The sequence below is a fragment of the Rhizobium sp. BK602 genome (assembly GCF_014195095.1).
Classification (GTDB): Bacteria; Pseudomonadota; Alphaproteobacteria; order Rhizobiales; family Rhizobiaceae; genus Rhizobium.
On sequence record NZ_JACIBC010000010.1, the window covers coordinates 184,760 to 201,134 of the forward strand.

At 62.7% G+C, this 16,375-nt stretch carries 13 protein-coding genes and 1 pseudogene; 8 read left to right on the forward strand and 6 right to left on the reverse strand.

The window, feature by feature from the left end; genetic code table 11:
* Positions 1 to 48 precede the first annotated feature (48 nt).
* Positions 49 to 780, forward strand: a complete 732-nt coding sequence (locus FHX11_RS26970; RefSeq protein ID WP_184363535.1) for a FadR/GntR family transcriptional regulator — start codon at positions 49 to 51, stop codon at positions 778 to 780.
* Positions 781 to 834: 54 nt separating this feature from the next.
* Here the strand turns inward: FHX11_RS26970 and FHX11_RS26975 are convergent, their stop codons facing one another.
* The 6 genes from FHX11_RS26975 to FHX11_RS27000 are packed head-to-tail and all read right to left on the reverse strand — an operon-like array spanning position 835 to position 9,530.
* Positions 835 to 2,520: a thiamine pyrophosphate-binding protein gene (locus FHX11_RS26975; RefSeq protein ID WP_184363537.1), complete on the reverse strand. Its 1,686-nt coding sequence runs from the start codon at positions 2,518 to 2,520 to the stop codon at positions 835 to 837.
* A gap of 21 nt (positions 2,521 to 2,541) precedes the next feature.
* Positions 2,542 to 3,735, reverse strand: coding sequence for an FAD-binding oxidoreductase (locus tag FHX11_RS26980; RefSeq protein WP_184363539.1), 1,194 nt, complete (start codon positions 3,733 to 3,735; stop codon positions 2,542 to 2,544).
* Positions 3,736 to 3,744: 9 nt separating this feature from the next.
* The gene (locus FHX11_RS26985; RefSeq protein ID WP_184363541.1) at positions 3,745 to 4,557 is read right to left on the reverse strand and encodes an NAD(P)-dependent oxidoreductase; all 813 of its coding nucleotides are present in this window, start codon (positions 4,555 to 4,557) and stop codon (positions 3,745 to 3,747) included.
* 14 nt (positions 4,558 to 4,571) lie between these two features.
* On the reverse strand, positions 4,572 to 5,783 hold the full coding sequence (locus tag FHX11_RS26990; protein WP_184363543.1) for a pyridoxal phosphate-dependent aminotransferase: 1,212 nt from the start codon (positions 5,781 to 5,783) through the stop codon (positions 4,572 to 4,574).
* Positions 5,780 to 7,438, reverse strand: coding sequence for a hydantoinase B/oxoprolinase family protein (locus tag FHX11_RS26995; RefSeq protein ID WP_184363545.1), 1,659 nt, complete (start codon positions 7,436 to 7,438; stop codon positions 5,780 to 5,782). The genes FHX11_RS26990 and FHX11_RS26995 overlap by 4 nt, the downstream gene beginning before the upstream one ends.
* A gap of 10 nt (positions 7,439 to 7,448) precedes the next feature.
* Positions 7,449 to 9,530, reverse strand: a complete 2,082-nt coding sequence (locus tag FHX11_RS27000) for a hydantoinase/oxoprolinase family protein (protein WP_184363547.1) — start codon at positions 9,528 to 9,530, stop codon at positions 7,449 to 7,451.
* A gap of 318 nt (positions 9,531 to 9,848) precedes the next feature.
* On the opposite strand from FHX11_RS27000, the gene FHX11_RS27005 reads away from it, so the two are divergent.
* The 7 genes and pseudogenes from FHX11_RS27005 to FHX11_RS27035 all read left to right on the forward strand — a co-directional run.
* The gene (locus FHX11_RS27005; protein ID WP_184363549.1) at positions 9,849 to 10,964 is read left to right on the forward strand and encodes an ABC transporter substrate-binding protein; all 1,116 of its coding nucleotides are present in this window, start codon (positions 9,849 to 9,851) and stop codon (positions 10,962 to 10,964) included.
* A gap of 74 nt (positions 10,965 to 11,038) precedes the next feature.
* Complete coding sequence (locus FHX11_RS27010) at positions 11,039 to 11,956, forward strand: branched-chain amino acid ABC transporter permease LivH (RefSeq protein ID WP_184363551.1); 918 nt, start codon at positions 11,039 to 11,041, stop codon at positions 11,954 to 11,956.
* Positions 11,957 to 11,974: 18 nt separating this feature from the next.
* The gene (gene livM, locus FHX11_RS27015) at positions 11,975 to 13,291 is read left to right on the forward strand and encodes a high-affinity branched-chain amino acid ABC transporter permease LivM (RefSeq protein ID WP_184363553.1); all 1,317 of its coding nucleotides are present in this window, start codon (positions 11,975 to 11,977) and stop codon (positions 13,289 to 13,291) included.
* Entirely contained in the window at positions 13,288 to 14,106 is an 819-nt protein-coding gene (locus FHX11_RS27020) for an ATP-binding cassette domain-containing protein (protein WP_184363555.1), read from the forward strand. Before livM ends, FHX11_RS27020 begins: the two co-directional genes overlap by 4 nt.
* Positions 14,103 to 14,837, forward strand: a complete 735-nt coding sequence (locus FHX11_RS27025; protein ID WP_184363557.1) for an ABC transporter ATP-binding protein — start codon at positions 14,103 to 14,105, stop codon at positions 14,835 to 14,837. Before FHX11_RS27020 ends, FHX11_RS27025 begins: the two co-directional genes overlap by 4 nt.
* A 12-nt stretch (positions 14,838 to 14,849) precedes the next feature.
* Complete coding sequence (locus tag FHX11_RS27030) at positions 14,850 to 16,280, forward strand: aldehyde dehydrogenase family protein (protein ID WP_184363559.1); 1,431 nt, start codon at positions 14,850 to 14,852, stop codon at positions 16,278 to 16,280.
* Between the two features lie 13 nt (positions 16,281 to 16,293).
* Positions 16,294 to 16,375: pseudogene (locus FHX11_RS27035) on the forward strand (electron transfer flavoprotein subunit beta/FixA family protein); the annotation flags it as partial.

Consider the following 16,375-nt stretch of genomic DNA (forward strand, 5'->3'; position numbering starts at 1 on the left):
ATGTGATATGTGTTAAATATGCTTGATCAGACGAATCGGAGCAGTCAGTTGTCGATCATCACGCAACGCGGAAATCTTGCGGAAATCGTAGTTGCGAAACTCAGCGAACGGATCGACTCCGGACTTTATGCGCCCGGCGAGAAGATACCGTCAAGCGCGCAGTTGTGCGAGGAATTCGGCGTGTCCCGGACCGTGATCCGCGAGGCCCTGACATCGCTGAAGGTCGGCGGACGGGTGACGACCCGTCAGGGTGCCGGGGTCTACGTCACCGAGAAGGACGCGAAAACCCTGAATTTCGAGATCAGCCGCATCGAGGATATCCGCTCCGCCATGCAGATCCTCGAACTGAGGCTCGGCGTCGAGATGCAGTCCGTCGCGCTGGCCGCCACGCGGCGCACGCCGGAGGCGCTGGCGGGAATAGCCCGTGCCTACGATGCGCTTGAGGCGCTCCAGACCGACGACGCGGAAATCGAGGCGCGCGCGGATTTCGAGTTTCATCTTGCCATCGCCCGCGCCACGCGCAATCCGCATTTCCCGAGCTTTCTCGAAGCGGTGATCGAAAGCATCAACTTCGATCTCGTGTTGAAGCACCGCCAGTCGGCACGCGCCTACAACAGTTACCTGAAGAAGATCAACAAGGAGCACGCCGCCATCCTCGCCGCGATAACGCAGGGCGATGCGAAGGCCGCGAAAAGCGCCCTTGCGGCCCATCTCGAGGAAAGCCTCAACCGCTATCGCGCGATGCTCGACGAACCGGCAAGCAGCGAGACCGTGGAATAGGGCCGAAGACCGTTTCGACGCCGCGCCGCCCGGGCCGGACGGCGCCGATTGCGATCACTTGCCTTGGGCGACCGCCTGCTCGCGGATTTGCGTGAGGCTCATCTTCGGCGTGAGCGCCTCGGGATCGATCCGGATTTCGATGAGACCGGGCTTTCCGGATGCCTCGCAGCGCTCGAAGGCGCCCATGAACTCGTCCGTCTTCACCACGGTTTCGCCGTGCAGGCCGTAGGACCGCGCGAGCGACGCAAAATCGGGGTTCGTCAGCCGCGTCCCGGAAACGCGCCCCGGATAATTGCGCTCCTGGTGCATGCGGATCGTGCCGTACATGCCGTTGTTGATCACCAGGAAAATGACGCGCGCATCATACTGCATCGCCGTCGCCAGCTCCTGCCCGTTCATGAGGAAGCACCCGTCGCCGGCGAAAGCCACCACCGTCCGCGAGGGGTCGGTGATCTTCGCGGCGATCGCTCCCGGAACACCATAGCCCATCGATCCGTTGGTCGGGCCGAGCTGCGTGCGGAACGTGCGATACTGGTAGAAACGATGCGCCCAGGCGGAATAGTTGCCGGCGCCGGTGGTCAGGATGGCGTCCGGCTTCAGATGACCACGCAGCCATTCCATGATGTCGCCCATCTGCACGTCACCGGGGACGCGGGGATGCTTCAGGTTTTCCAGATAGTCGGCATGCGCCGCCTGCGTCCAGTCCTTCCACGCCGGCTCGACCGACGGCTTCAGCCTGGCCGCTTGCGACAGGAAACCCGCGACGCTGGCATTGATCGGCAGGGCGGCGTGATAGACCCGGCCGAGTTCCTCGGCGCCCGGATGGATGTGCACGAGCGTCTGCTTCGGCACCGGGATATCGATCAGCGTATAGGCGCCGGTCGTCATCTCGCCGAGACGGGCGCCGATCGAGATCAGCAGGTCGCTATCCCTGATATGCTGGATCAGCTTCGGCCCCGCCGCCAGGCCGAGATCGCCGGCGTAGTTTTCGTGGGTATTGTCGAAAAGATCCTGGCAGCGGAACGAGGCCGCGACCGGCAGGCCGAACGCCTCCGAGAAGCGCCTGAGGTCTGAAACGGCCTGCTGCGTCCAGCCGCCGCCGCCGGCGACGACCATGGGGCGTTTGGCGTCGGCCAGAAGAGCGAGCAGCTGCTCGAGCTGCGGCTCGCCCGCATAGGCTTCGACGCGCTTGTAGGGCGGCGTGTCAGCGACATCAACCAAATCGGTCAGCATGTCCTCCGGCAAAGCCACGACCACCGGCCCCGGCCGGCCGTTGACGGCCCGGTGGAAAGCCTGGCTGATCAGTTCGGGAATGCGGGCGGCATCCTCGATTTCGACGACCCATTTGGCCATCTGGCCGAACATCCGGCGATAGTCGATTTCCTGAAAAGCCTCGCGCTCCATCTGGTCGCGCGCCACCTGGCCGATGAACAGGATCATCGGCGTCGAATCCTGGAAGGCGGTGTGCACGCCGACAGAAGCATTCGTCGCGCCCGGCCCGCGGGTGACGAAGCAGATGCCGGGCTTACCGGTGAGCTTTCCGTATGCTTCCGCCATATAGGCGGCGCCGCCCTCCTGCCGGCAGATGACGAATTCGATGGCGTTTTCGGCATCGTGGAAGGCGTCCAGCGCGGCGAGGTAGCTTTCGCCCGGCACCCCGAACACGCGGTCGACGCCATGGATGCGCAGGGCGTCGACAAGCACCTGGCCGCCGCTGCGCTTTGAAGTTTCGTTCGTCATGGAATGCCCCTGTGCTGTTTGTTAGATGACGGCGTCTTCGAGGAAGGGGCGGTTCGCCACCACCCGCTCGTAGCCGAACGGCGAAAGATCGAGCGTCCTGAAGCCGCCATGGGCGATGAGCTCGGAAAGACCGCGGCCCATGGCGGGCGACTGTTGCAGCCCGTGACCGGAAAATCCGTTCGCGAAGAGGAAATTCCGAACCTGCGTGTGCGGACCGAGGACGACATTGTGGTCGAGCGTGCAGTAGTCGTAGTGACCGGCCCAGGAATTGACCACCTTGATCGCCTCGAAGGCGGGAACGCGATTTGCGAGGATCGGCCAGATCTCCTCCTCGAATTCCTGATGCATCACGTCGAAGTCGTTCGGGTCCACTTCGGGATCATGCTTGGGATAGGTGCCCATCAGGTAGAATTTGCCTTCCGGACGGAAGAACACGCCGGTGGGATCGATGGTAAGCCCGACCTTGCCTTCCAGAGGCGTTCGGCAATCCACCACGAACAACGAACGGCGGCGCGGTTCGATCGGAATATCGAGACCGGCCATTCCGGCGACCTTCTTGCCGTTGGTCCCGGAGGTATTGACCAGGGTTCCACAGGCGATCGTCTGGCCATTCTTCGTGGTGACGGAGACGACGCGATCGCCCTCCCGGTTGACCGCGACGACCTCATCCTCGATATATTCGACGCCAAGCGAACGCGCCTTCTTGCGGAAGCCCTGCAGCAGTCCGACGCTGTCGAACCAGCCCTCGCCGCGCTCCCCGGTACTGCCGAGCGTCAGCCCCTCGACATTCAGCCAGGGGAACCGGCGGCCGAGACCTTCGCTATCCAGCAGCGTCACATCGGCGCCGCAGGAAATCTGCGTTTCGTGATTGCGCCTCAAGACCTGCTCGCCGCGCTCGTCGTCGGCAAGAAAGAGATAGCCGGCCTCATGGAAGCCGATCTCCGGCGTATCGTCGTCGACCGCGACATTTTCCTTGAAGTTGCGGATGAACTCCGTTCCGAACTGCGAAACCCTAACGTTGATCGCATTCGAGAACTGGTGGCGGATGGAGCTGGAGGACAGCGCCGTCGCCGAACGCTGGTAGGTCCAGTCCTTCTCGATCACGAGGACCGAACCGTTAAAGTCGGGGTTGGTCGCGAGAAAATAGGCGGTCGAACTGCCGACGACAGCGCCGCCGACGATGACCACGTCGTAGGATGCCTTGGAAGCCTGCATGATCGCGCCTCACTTGTTCTCGTCTTCAAAGTGACCCACGGCGGTAAAACTGCCGCCCTGAAAGCGCACGGCCGGATCGTTCGGATCGCCCTGCTTCGTCTTCGCGAACACCTTTTCCACATAGTCGTCGGCACTGTCCTGCGGCTTGTAGCCGAGAGAAGCGGCGGTGCGGTTGTCCCAGAAGGCGCGGCTGTTGTTCGACATGCCGTAGGCGACCATGAAGCCGACGCGCTCGGCCGAAAGGCTCTTTTCGACGAGCTGGCGGCAATCGCGATAGGACAGCCAGGTGATGAGATGCCGGCGATCGGTAGGCTCGGGGAAGGACGAACCGATGCGCAGGCTTACCGTTTCGATGCCGAACTTGTCGAAATAGTACCGGCCGAGATTTTCGACGAAGGTCTTCGACACGCCGTAGAGGCTGTCCGGCCGGGTCGGCACATTGCCGTCGATGGTCTCGGTCCGCTCGTAGTAGCCGATGGCGTGAACCGAGCTGGCATAGACGATGCGCTTGACGCCGTGCTGCCGCGCCGCCTCGTAGATATTGTAGCCGCCGACGATATTGGCATCGAGAATGGTCTTCCAGGGAGCCTCGAGCCCCTGCCCTCCCATGTGAATGATGGCATCGCAGCCTTCCACCGCCTTCGAAACCGAGTCGAAGTCCGAGAGATCGGCCGGAACATCCTCTTCATGCGGCGCGAGATTCTCGCAGGGCTGGCGCGCGGAAAGCCGAACGATCCCGCCAAGCCTGGTGCCGGATTTGCGGAGCTGGGTGCCAAGCGCGCCTGCGGCGCCGGTCAGAAGCGTGCGCTGATAATCGGTCATGGAAATCGTCCTGATTAGCGGAGTTTGGTCAGCGCATCGGCGGTACGCTCGATGGCGGTGGCGAGGTTCTCGCGGGATGTCGCGAAGGAGAGCCGGATATAGGGCTCGACGCCGAAAGCGACGCCCGGCACGGTGGCGACCTTGCCCTCCTTGAGCAAATAGGACGCAAGCTCCGTGTCGTTGGCAATCCGGACGCCCTCCGGCGTGGTCCGGCCGATATAGCCGGCGCATTTCGGGAACAGATAGAAGGCTCCCTCGGGGGCGCGGACCTCCAGTCCCGGGATAGCGGCGAAGCCCTTGGCGACAAGCTCGCCGCGTGCCTTGAACTCGGCGACCGCCCTGGCGACGAAATCCTGCGGACCGTTCAGCGCCGCCGCGGCGGCGAACTGCGTGATCGAGGACGGGCATGTCGTGCTCTGGGACTGAAGCTTGTTCAGCACCTTGGTGAGATCCTTCGGCCCGGCGGCGTAGCCGAGCCGCCAGCCGGTCATCGCATAGGCCTTGGATACGCCGTTGATGATCAGGGTCCGGTCCTTCAGATCAGGGCATGCGACGGCGAACGAGGTGAAGGGCACATCGCCGCAGATGATATGCTCGTAGATCTCGTCGGACATGATCGCGACGCGCGGGTGGCGCGCCAGAACCTCACCGAGCGCTTTCAGCTCATCGGCGGTGTAGATCGCCCCTGTCGGATTGGACGGCGAGTTGAACAGGAACCAGCGCGTGCGCGGCGTGATGGCCGCCTCCAGCCGCTCAGGCGTGATCTTGAAGGCTTCCTCGACACCGCAGGAGACGATTTTCGGCACGCCGCCGTGCAGAATGACGATATCCGTATAGGACACCCAGTAAGGCGCCGGCACGACCACCTCGTCGCCCGGCTCCAGGGTGCCGAGGAACGCGTTGAAAAGGATCTGCTTGGCGCCGTTGCCGATGGAAATCTCGTCGACGGCATAATCGAGGCCGTTCTCGCGCTTGAATTTGGCAACGATCGCATCGCGCAGTTCAGGCAGCCCGTCGGGCGCCGTATAGCGTGTCAGACCCTTCCGCATGGCTTCGATGGCCGCTTCGACGACATGGGAAGGCGTGTCGAAGTCCGGCTCGCCCAGGGAAAGATCGACGACATGCTCCCCCTTGGCCCGCATCGCCTTGGCGGCCATGGATACGGCCATCGACGGTGACGACTTGATCGTTGCCGCGCGGGCGCTTTCGAATTTGATCATGTTCATGCCTTGTCTCCCGCCTTGGCATAGAGCCCGGCCTGTTCCCTCGTGATATAACCGTGCTTGAGATCGTGCTCGACCGCTTCGGCGGGGCGCTTTTCCGGATCGCCGTACCCGCCGCCGCCGGGCAGCGACAGGACGAGACGGCGGCCCTGCGGAACGAACTGCAGGCCCTTGCCCTTGAGCACCGTGCCGTCGTCAAGGGAGACGCCGCCGGCAGCGCCTTCCAACCCGCCGTCACGTCCGCGCGCCGGGTGATTGAGCCGGTCGAACATCGCGGAGAAGCGGAAGCCATAACCTTCAGCCGCCTCGATTTCGATCATCTGGCCGAGGCCGCCGCGCTGTGCTCCTGCCCCGCCGGAGCCTTCGCGCAATTCCTTGCGCCAGATGATGACCGGCCCCACATTCTCCGTCGCCTCGATCGGCATGGTGTGCACGCCGCTCGGGAAGGCCGTCGCATTGAGGCCGTCGAGCGTGGCGCGCGCGCCCGATCCGCCGGAATTGAACATCAGGATTTCCGCACCCTTGCCGCTTGTCTGGTCGGCAATCGGCCGCACGCTCATATGCAGGTTCCAGAGCGCGCTGGCGCCTTCGGCGGGCACCTGGCCGGGGAGCGCCTGATGCAGGGCGCCAAGCACCAGATCCGGGACGAAATGGCCGAGTACGTGGCGAACGGCGACGGGCGCCGGCCGCTTGGCATTCAGGATGCAGCCTTCCGGCGCGACGACCTCGAAGGGCGCCAGGGAGGCGGCGTTGTTGGGGATTTCCGGGGCCACGACGCATTTGATGCCGTAGCAGGCGTAAGCCTTCGCATAGACCAGCGGCACGTTGATGCCGAACTTGCTCATGCCCGAGGTGCCGTCGAAATCGACCTCGACGCCCTCGGGGCCGATGGTGAGCTTCGCCGCGAGATGCACGGGCTCATCATAGCCGTCGAGATCGAGACTATAGCTCCAGGAACCATGCGGCAGATCTTTCAGCCGTTCGAGCGTCGCCTCGCGGCTGTGTTTGAGGATGAAGCCGCCGATCATCGACAGGTCTTCGAGATTGAATTCCGTCAGCATGTCGATGAGCCGGCGATGGCCGGTCTCGTTGCAGGCGGCAAGCGCATGGAAGTCACCGACAACCTTGTCGCTTTCGCGAACATTGTTGCGAACGATATGGATCAGCGTCCGGTTCAGCTCGCCGCGCTCGAAGAACTTCATGATCGGAATGAAGATGCCTTCTTCATAGACTTCGCGCGCGTCCGGCCCGAAGCCGCGCCCGCCGACATCGACGACATGCGCGGTCGAGGCGAAATAGCCGACCAGCCTGCCATGATGAAAGGACGGCGTGACGACGGTGATGTCATGCAGGTGGCCGGTGCCCTTCCAGGGATCGTTGGTGATGTAGACGTCGCCTTCGAAGATGTTGTCCGGCCCGATGTCACGGATGAAATGCGCGACGGATTCGGCCATGGCGTTCACATGGCCCGGCGTGCCGGTCACCGCTTGCGCCAGCATCCTGCCTTCGAGATCGAAGACGCCCGCCGACAGGTCGCCAGCCTCGCGCACGGAGGTGGAGAAGGCGGTGCGGATCAATGTCTGGGCCTGCTCCTCGACGACCGAGATCAGGCGGTTCCACATGACCTGCATATGGATATCGATCATGGACTGGTTCATTCGAAAATCCTCAAAGCCGGGTTACGAGAAGGCAGCCGTCATTCTGGACGATCGCCTTGAAGGAGGAGGTCAGAACCGCCGAGGTCTCGCGTTCGACGATGACCGCGGGACCCTTGACCACGTCTCCGGGCTTCAGATCGCCGCGCTCGTGAATTCCCGCGTCGAGATAGGCACCCTGCGACGCCTCGAACAGACGGCGGCTCTTGCCCGGCGCGACAACGGCACCCTCGACCACCGACGCAACGCGCTCGACCGGGGGAAGCGGCGAGCTCGCCTTGACCGACCAGCTGACGATTTCGATATCGAGACCCTCGATGGCGCGCCCGAAGAAGCGCTCATATTCGCCCTGGAAGGACGCCGCGATCTTCGCGGCGCTCGTCCCGTCGAACCGGTCGCCATCGAGCGGCACCGGAATGTCCCAGCCCTGGCCGGCGTAACGCATGAACAATGTCCGCTCGATCAACGGAGCATGCTTGTCGAGACCCCCTTCGACGAAGCTAAGCGCCTCGGCCTTCATCGCCTCCAGCAGATGGTTGGCCTCCGCGAAATCGAAACCCGTAAGACCGAAGACGGCGCTGCGCACCGACTCATAGCCGAAGGGAGCCCGGAGAAAGCCGATGGCGGAACCGACGCCGGCGCCCGGCGGGACGAGAAACGTCGAAATCCCCATCTTCTCGCAGAGGCGAGCAGCATGCAGCGGGCCGGCGCCGCCGAAGGTAATCATCGTGAAGTCCGATATGTTCTTGCCGTTCTCGACCGTGTGGACCCGGCCGGCATTGGCCATGTTCTCGTCGACCATTTCACACGTGCCATAGGCCGCAGCTTCCGGAGTAAGACCGATGACGGAACCAATGTCGTCGCTCATCGCCCTCAGGCTTGCGTCGACCGAAAGCGGAATAGCGCCGCCCGCGAAATTATTCGGGTCGAGCTTTCCAAGAATGAGGTCGGCATCCGTCACCGTCGGGTTCTTGCCGCCGCGCTGGTAGCAGGCGGGACCGGGCTCGGAGGCGGCCGAATGGGGGCCGACACGGATTTGGCGCATACCGTCGACAGAGGCGATCGAACCGCCGCCCGCGCCGATCTCGACCATCTCCACCACCGGGATCGAAATCGGCATGCCCGATCCCTTGCGGAAGCGATAGGTCCGGGCGACCTCGAAGGTCTTGGCCGTCTTCGGCACCTGATTTTCGATCAGGCAGATCTTGGCGGTGGTTCCACCCATGTCGAAGGAAAGCACGGTATCGAGGCCATGACGGCGCGCGATATCGGCCGCGAAAATCGCGCCGCCCGCCGGGCCGGATTCGACGAGCCGCACCGGGAACTCCGAGGCGCTCTCGACCGAGACGATGCCGCCGCCGGAGTGAATCATGAACACCGGACATGCGACGCCGATCTCTTTCAGCGAAACGACGAGCCGGTCGAGATAGGACTTGATCGCCGGTTTTACATAGGCGTTGGCGCAGACCGTATTGAAGCGCTCGAACTCGCGCATCTGCGGTGAGACTTCCGACGAGATCGACACGGAGACATTCGGAAGACGCTTCAGGATCGCGTCCCGGACCGCCACCTCGTGCGCTCCATTCGCATAGGCATGGATGAAACCGATCGCCACGCTCTCATATCCCCCTGCCGCGATCGCCTCGACCACCGCGGCGACGGACGGCTCGTCGAGCGCTAGCAGAACCTTGCCGGAGGCATCGATGCGCTCGCGAACGACAAGGCGGTCGGCACGAGCGATGAGAGCGGGAGGCAGCGCGATATTGAGGTCATATTGCTCGAAGCGGTTCTCGGTGCGCATTTCCAGCACATCCCGGAAACCCTCGGTCGTCACGAAGGCCGTCTTGGCGCCGCGCCTTTCGATCAAGGCGTTGGTGGCAAGCGTCGTGCCATGAATGAGGATGCCGATCTCCGAAAGCGCGACGCCGGCCATCTCCGCGACGACCTTCACGCCGTTTAGAATAGCGCGCTCGGGCGCCGTATAATCCGTCAGAACCTTGGTCGAGTGAAGCAACCCGTCGAGGTCGAGAGCGATATCCGTAAAGGTGCCGCCGATATCGACGCCGACCCGGCAGTTTCGTGGTGTGCTGTTCACCGTCTTGTTCCCCACTTCATGTTCCGTCCGCCGACCCAGGCCGCCTTCGATGCGATCTTGCCGCCAACAGCATTGTCGGACCTCCCCGGCAGTGCCGTCAACATTTTAGCTTGACGATCTTCGTATATGTCACTTATCATATAAGTGTCAACTGGAAAGAGGCTCAAAAACAACAAAATCCAGCCTCCGACACAATTACGAATGGGAAGAATTATCTAATAAAATTAGTGGCTTCACCAAACCAATAATACGCGAATGCGGGTCGAACCCGCATCTGGACCACTTGAAGTGAAATCGTTTCAACCAGAGGGAAAATCGATGAAATCCATCTCCAAGCTACTTACCACGACCGCCGTCGCCTCCGTTCTGATCCTATCCAACGCCCTTGCCGCCGATACGATCAAGATCGGCGTGGCAGGCCCCTATACCGGCGCGAACGCAACCTTCGGCCAGCAAGTCTTCGATGGGGTGTCGGCCTATGTGAATGACGTCAATGCGGCGGGCGGCATCAACGGCAAGAAGATCGAGCTTGTGAAGGGCGACGACGCCTGCGAGCCGAAGCAGGCAGTTGCCGTTGCCAATCGCTTCGTCGACCAGGACAAGGTCCAGGCCGTGATCGGCCACTTCTGCTCGTCGAGCACGATCCCTGCTTCTGAAATCTACAACGACGCCGGCATCCTTGAAATGACGCCATCCTCGACCAACCCGACCGTGACGGACCGCGGCTTCAGCAATCTGTTTCGTGGCTGCGGCCGTGACGACCAGCAGGCAGTCGTCGCCGGCAGCTTCATTCTCGACACGCTGAAGCGTGACAAGATCGCGCTGATCCACGACAAGGACACCTATGGCCAGGGTCTGGTGGATGCCGTCAAGAAGACGATCGAGGCGCGCGGCATCAAGCCCGTGCTGTATGAAGGCCTGACCCGCGGCGAGCGCGATTTCAATGCTCTGGTCACCAAGATCAAGAGCTCCGGCGCCAACGCGGTCTACTTTGGTGGTCTCATCCCGGAAGGTGGGCCGCTTGTCCGTCAGCTTAAGGAACAGGGTGTCGATGTCGTCTTCGTCACGGGCGATGCGTTTGCGCAGGCGGAGCTCGTATCCGCCGCCGGCGGCCCGGCGAACCTGAAAAACGTCTACTATTCGGCAACGCCCGACCCGCTGGAAGATCCCTCCACCAAGGGTGTCCAGGATGCGCTGAAGAAGGCCAACATCACGCCGGCCAATTATGTCCTCTACGGCTACGCCAATGCACAAGCCATCGTCGCCGCGCTGAAGGCCGGCGATAACCTCAAGGCCCAGGCCGGCTATCTCCGCGGCAACACCGTGGATTCGGCCATCGGCAAGATCACCTGGGACGACAAGGGCGACATCAAGGACTTCAAGTTCGTCTTCTATAACTTTGACGACAAGGGCTCTCCCGCTCTCGTCAACTAAGGCAGTCATCTCCCATCCAGCCGGGCATCGCCCGGCTGGTTTTCCTGCCCAGAAAAACAAAAAGGGGATTTGCCATGGACTTCTACATCCTGGTTCAGCAATTGTTCAACGGGATCACGCTCGGTACCATCTACGGGCTGATCGCCGTCGGATACACCATGGTCTATGGCGTCATCCGCATGATCAACTTCGCCCATGGCGACGTCTACATGGTCTCCGCCTATGTCGCCGCCATCACGCTCGCCGTGCTCGGCTTCTTCGGCGTCCAGTCGGTGCCGTTCGCGCTGATATCCGTGCTCGTCATCACCTGCGCCATTACCGCGGTATATGGCTGGACAATCGAGCGCGTGGCCTATCGCCCGCTGCGCGGCTCGACCAAGCTTGCCCCACTGATCTCCGCCATCGGCATCTCGCTGATGCTGCAAAGCTACGTCCAGATCGCCCAGGGTGCGCGCGACCAAGGTGTTCCGACCCTGATCCAGGGCGCATTCCGCTTCGGTGGCGAGCAGCATTTCGCGCAGATCACCTATATGCAGACGATCATCCTGTTCGCGGCGCTGATCGCCATGGGCATCCTCACCTACATCATCAACTACACGCGCATCGGCCGCGAATGCCGGGCGACGCAGCAGAACATCCGCATTTCGGCGGTCCTCGGCGTCAATACCGACCGGATCATCTCGACGGTTTTCGTGATCGGCGCGGCGACGGCCGCCGTCGGCGGAACGCTCGTGACCTTCAACTACGGTTCGTTCAATTTCTTCATCGGCTTCGTCATGGGCATCAAGGCCTTTACCGCCGCCGTCCTCGGCGGCATCGGTTCGCTGCCGGGCGCGGTCCTCGGCGGCATTCTGCTCGGCCTTACCGAAGCGCTGTTCGCCGGATATGTCAGCACCGACTACAAGGACGTCTTTGCCTTCGCGCTTCTCATCATCCTGCTGTTTTTCCGTCCCTACGGCCTTCTCGGCCGCCCGGAAATTCAAAAAGTGTAAGCGGGGGAGCACGGTATCATGCAGTCAAATCGCCTCTTCGCGCTCCTCAGGGAAGCGCTCCTGACATTCGTCGTCTGCCTCGTTCTGTTCGGCCCGATCTCCGGGCTGGTTCTTGACGGCTTTTCCTTCACCAGCGAACTGATGCGCGCCGTCCTGCTCGCGGGAGCCGTCACCGCCGGACGGATCGCAATCTCGCTTGCTGGGATGAGCGGCTTCGGACAAAGGCTGACCCGATCTATGGCCCGCGGCGGTGGCGGCGTCACGGTCATGACCGGCACGGAAAAATCTCCGGCACTGCTGCTGGCGGTGCTGTTCCTCGCAGGGCTCAGCCTGCCTTTCATCGCCGACAAATATTTCCTCGGCGTCGCGATCCTCGCCCTCATCTACTGCCTGCTCGGTCTCGGACTGAACATCGTCGTCGGGCTTGCCGGCCTCCTCGACCTCGGCTTCGTCGCCTTCTATGCGGTCGGCGCCTATCTGCTGGCGCTCGGTTCGCAATATCTCGGTCTCGGCTTCTGGGGCGCCTTGATCATCGCCCCCTTTCTCGCCGGCCTCTTCGGCATGGTCCTCGCATTCCCGGTCCTGAAAATGCACGGCGACTATCTGGCCATCGTCACGCTGGGATTCGGCGAGATCATCCGCCTCGTCCTCAACAACTGGCTCGAATTCACCGGCGGCCCCAACGGCGCTCCGGTTCCCGCCCCGACCTTCCTCGGCCTGGAATTCACGCGCACGGCAAGGCAGGGCGGCGTGCCGATTCACGACTATCTCGGCATCCCCTACAATGCCGACTACAAGTTCTGGTTCATCTATTTCGTCCTGTTCCTCGTCGTTTGCCTTGCGATCTACGTCGTGGAGCGGCTGCGCGTCATTCCGCTCGGCCGCATGTGGGAGGCATTGCGCGAGGACGAGATCGCCTGTCGCTCGCTCGGCGTGAACCACGTCTTCACGAAATTGACGGCCTTCATGCTCGGCGCCTCGACGGGCGGCCTCGCCGGGGTTTTCTTTGCCGTGCATCAGGGCTTCGTCAATCCGACGTCCTTCACCTTCTTCGAGTCGGCGCTGATCCTCGCCATCGTCGTTCTCGGCGGCCTCGGATCGACCGTCGGCGTCATCCTCGCAGCCCTCGTCCTCACCATCCTTCCGGAAATGCTGCGCGAATTCGCCGAATACCGCGTTCTCGTTTTCGGCATCCTCATGGTGGTGATGATGATCTGGAAACCGCGCGGGCTCGTCCGCGTCAAACGCCCGGCGTTCTTTCCGAGCGCCAAGACTGACGACAGCGGCGCCGAAGCAGCCTTCCCGGTTGAAGCAAAGCTGGAGGCCGGACGATGAACGCCGCCATCCTCGAAGTCCAGAATGTCTCGATGCGCTTCGGCGGCATCGTCGCCAACCGCAATGTCAGCTTCTCGGCGGAAAAGGGAGCGGTCACCGCCTTGATCGGTCCGAACGGCGCCGGCAAGACGACGATGTTCAACTGCATCACCGGCTTTTATCGCGCCAGCGAGGGCCGGATCGTTCTCAACGGAAAAGACGGGGCGCAGGATATCGGCGACCTCGCCACAAGGCCGATCACCGGCGGCTCGCATCTGGTGACCCGCGCCGGCATCGCCCGAACCTTTCAGAACATACGGCTCTTCAGGGAGATGTCCGTCGTCGAGAACCTCCTCGTCGCCCAACACCTGGCGACCCGCAACGGCATCCTCAGCGGGGTCCTGCGCACTCCGGCGTTCCGCCGGGCGGAGCGTGAGGCGATCGATCGCGCCTATTACTGGCTGGAACAGATGAGCCTCGCCGACGATGCGAACCGTCTCGCCGGCGAACTACCCTATGGCCGGCAGCGGCGGCTGGAAATCGCGCGCGCCATGTGCACCGGCCCGCGGCTGATTTGTCTCGACGAACCGGCCGCCGGTCTCAACCCCTCCGAGACGCGGGATCTGGCCGAAGTCATCCAGCGGCTCTGCAAGGAACACGGCCAGACGGTTCTCGTCATCGAACACGACATGGGGCTCGTCATGCGCATTTCCAATCATATTGTCGTTCTCGACCACGGCGAGGTCATTTCGGATGGAACACCGGACCATGTCGCCAACGATCCCGCCGTCGTCGCAGCCTATCTGGGTGTCAGCGAAGAGGAGGTGCGGGCATGAGCCAGCCGTTGGACGTGAAGGTGCCGCTCCTCGAATTCTCCGATGTCCACGCCCATTACGGGCCTGTCGAAGCCTTGCGAGCGGTGAACGTCCATATCCATGAAGGCGAAATCGTCAGCCTGATCGGCGCGAACGGCGCTGGCAAGACGACGCTGCTTTCGTCCATCTTCGGCGCGCCGCGCGCGTCGTCGGGCAGGATCCTGCATCGCGGCGAAGACATCTCCCAAGCGCCGACCAACAGGATTTCCCGCCGCGGCATCGCGCTTGTTCCGGAGGGACGGCAAATCTATCAGGAGATGACGGTGGAAGAGAACATGATGATGGGCACGACGCCCATCGGCATGGATCATTTCGCCGAGGACCGCGCCGCCATGTTCGAGCTCTTCCCCCGCCTCAAGGAGCGCCGCAACCAGATGGCCGGCACCATGTCGGGCGGCGAACAGCAGATGCTGGCCATCGCGCGCGCGATGATGGCACGTCCCGAGCTCATCCTCTTCGACGAGCCTTCGCTTGGCCTTGCGCCGCTCGTCGTCAAGCGCGTGTTCGAAGTGCTGAGCGAGATCGCGGCGATGGGCAAGACGATTTTCCTCGTCGAGCAGAACGCAAACCATGCGCTGAGGCTCTCGCAGCGCGCTTACGTCATGGTCAATGGCAAGATCCATCTGTCGGGCGAAAGCGCCGCCCTTCTCGACAACGAAGACGTCCGCAAGGCCTATCTCGGACTGCATTGAACGGAGGAACCCATGCTGTACAAGAACCTGATCGCTGGCGAATGGGTCGCCGGCGACGCTTCGGCGAACTTCAATCCCTCCAACACCAACGAGATCGTCGGCGAATATGCGCGGGCAAGCGCCGACCAGACCCGTGCCGCCATCGCCGCCGCCAAAGCGGCCTTTCCGGCCTGGTCGCGCGCGCCCATCCTCGAGCGGCACGCGCTGCTGAAAAAGACCGGCGACGAGATCATGGCCCGCAAGGAAGAACTCGGCCGGCTGCTGGCGCGCGAGGAAGGCAAGACGCTGCCGGAAGCCATCGGCGAAGTGACGCGCGCCGGTCAGATCTTCGATTTCTTTGCCGGCGAGGTCCTGCGCCTTTCGGGCGAAGTGCTACCCTCCGTGCGTCCCAATATCGGCGTGGAGATCACCCGCGAGCCAGTCGGCGTCGTCGGCGTCATTACCCCCTGGAACTTCCCGATCGCCATCCCCGCCTGGAAGATCGCGCCGGCACTCGCCTATGGAAACACGGTGGTGCTCAAGCCCGCCGATCTGGTTCCGGGTTGTGCCTGGGAGCTGGCCGACATCCTCAACCGGGCCGGCGCGCCAGCCGGTGTCGTCAATCTGGTGATGGGGCGCGGCAGCATCGTCGGCCAGACGATGCTCGACAGCGCCGACCTGAACGCGCTGACCTTTACCGGCTCCGTCGGAACCGGCAGGCGGGTGGCGCTGTCCTCGGTCGAGCATAATCGCAAATACCAGCTGGAAATGGGCGGCAAGAACCCGTTTGTCGTTCTCGACGATGCCGATTTGCCGGTTGCCGTCGAGGCCGCCGCAAACTCCTCCTTCTTCTCGACCGGCCAGCGCTGCACGGCCTCGTCGCGCTTGATCGTGACCGAGGGCATTCATGACCGTTTCGTCGCCGCGCTCACGGAACGTCTGCGAGGACTTGTCGTCGACGACGCCCTGAAGAGCGGCACCCATATCGGTCCGGTCGTCGATGCCGGCCAGTTACAGCAGGATATCGACTATATCGACATCGGCCGCAGGGAAGGCGCGAAGCTCGCTTTCGGCGGCGACCGGATCGAACGCGCGACACCCGGTTTTTATCTGCAACCGGCGCTCTTCACCGAAGCGACGAACGAGATGCGCATCGCCCGCGAGGAGATCTTCGGCCCCGTGGCCGCCGTCATTCGGGTCAGGGACTACGACGAGGCGCTCGCCGTCGCGAACGACACGAGCTTCGGCCTCTCCTCCGGCATTGCCACGACGAGCCTGAAACACGCGACGCATTTCAAGCGCAATTCCGAAGCGGGTATGGTCATGGTCAACCTGCCGACCGCCGGCGTCGATTTCCATGTGCCGTTCGGCGGCCGCAAGGGCTCGTCATACGGCCCCCGCGAACAGGGCCGATACGCGGCGGAGTTCTATACTTCCGTCAAAACCGCATACACGCTTGCCTGAGGAGGCTCCCACGATGAAGATTCTGGTCCCGGTAAAGCGGGTTGTTGACTACAACGTTAAGATCCGCGTGAAGTCGGATGGGACGGGTGTGGAGC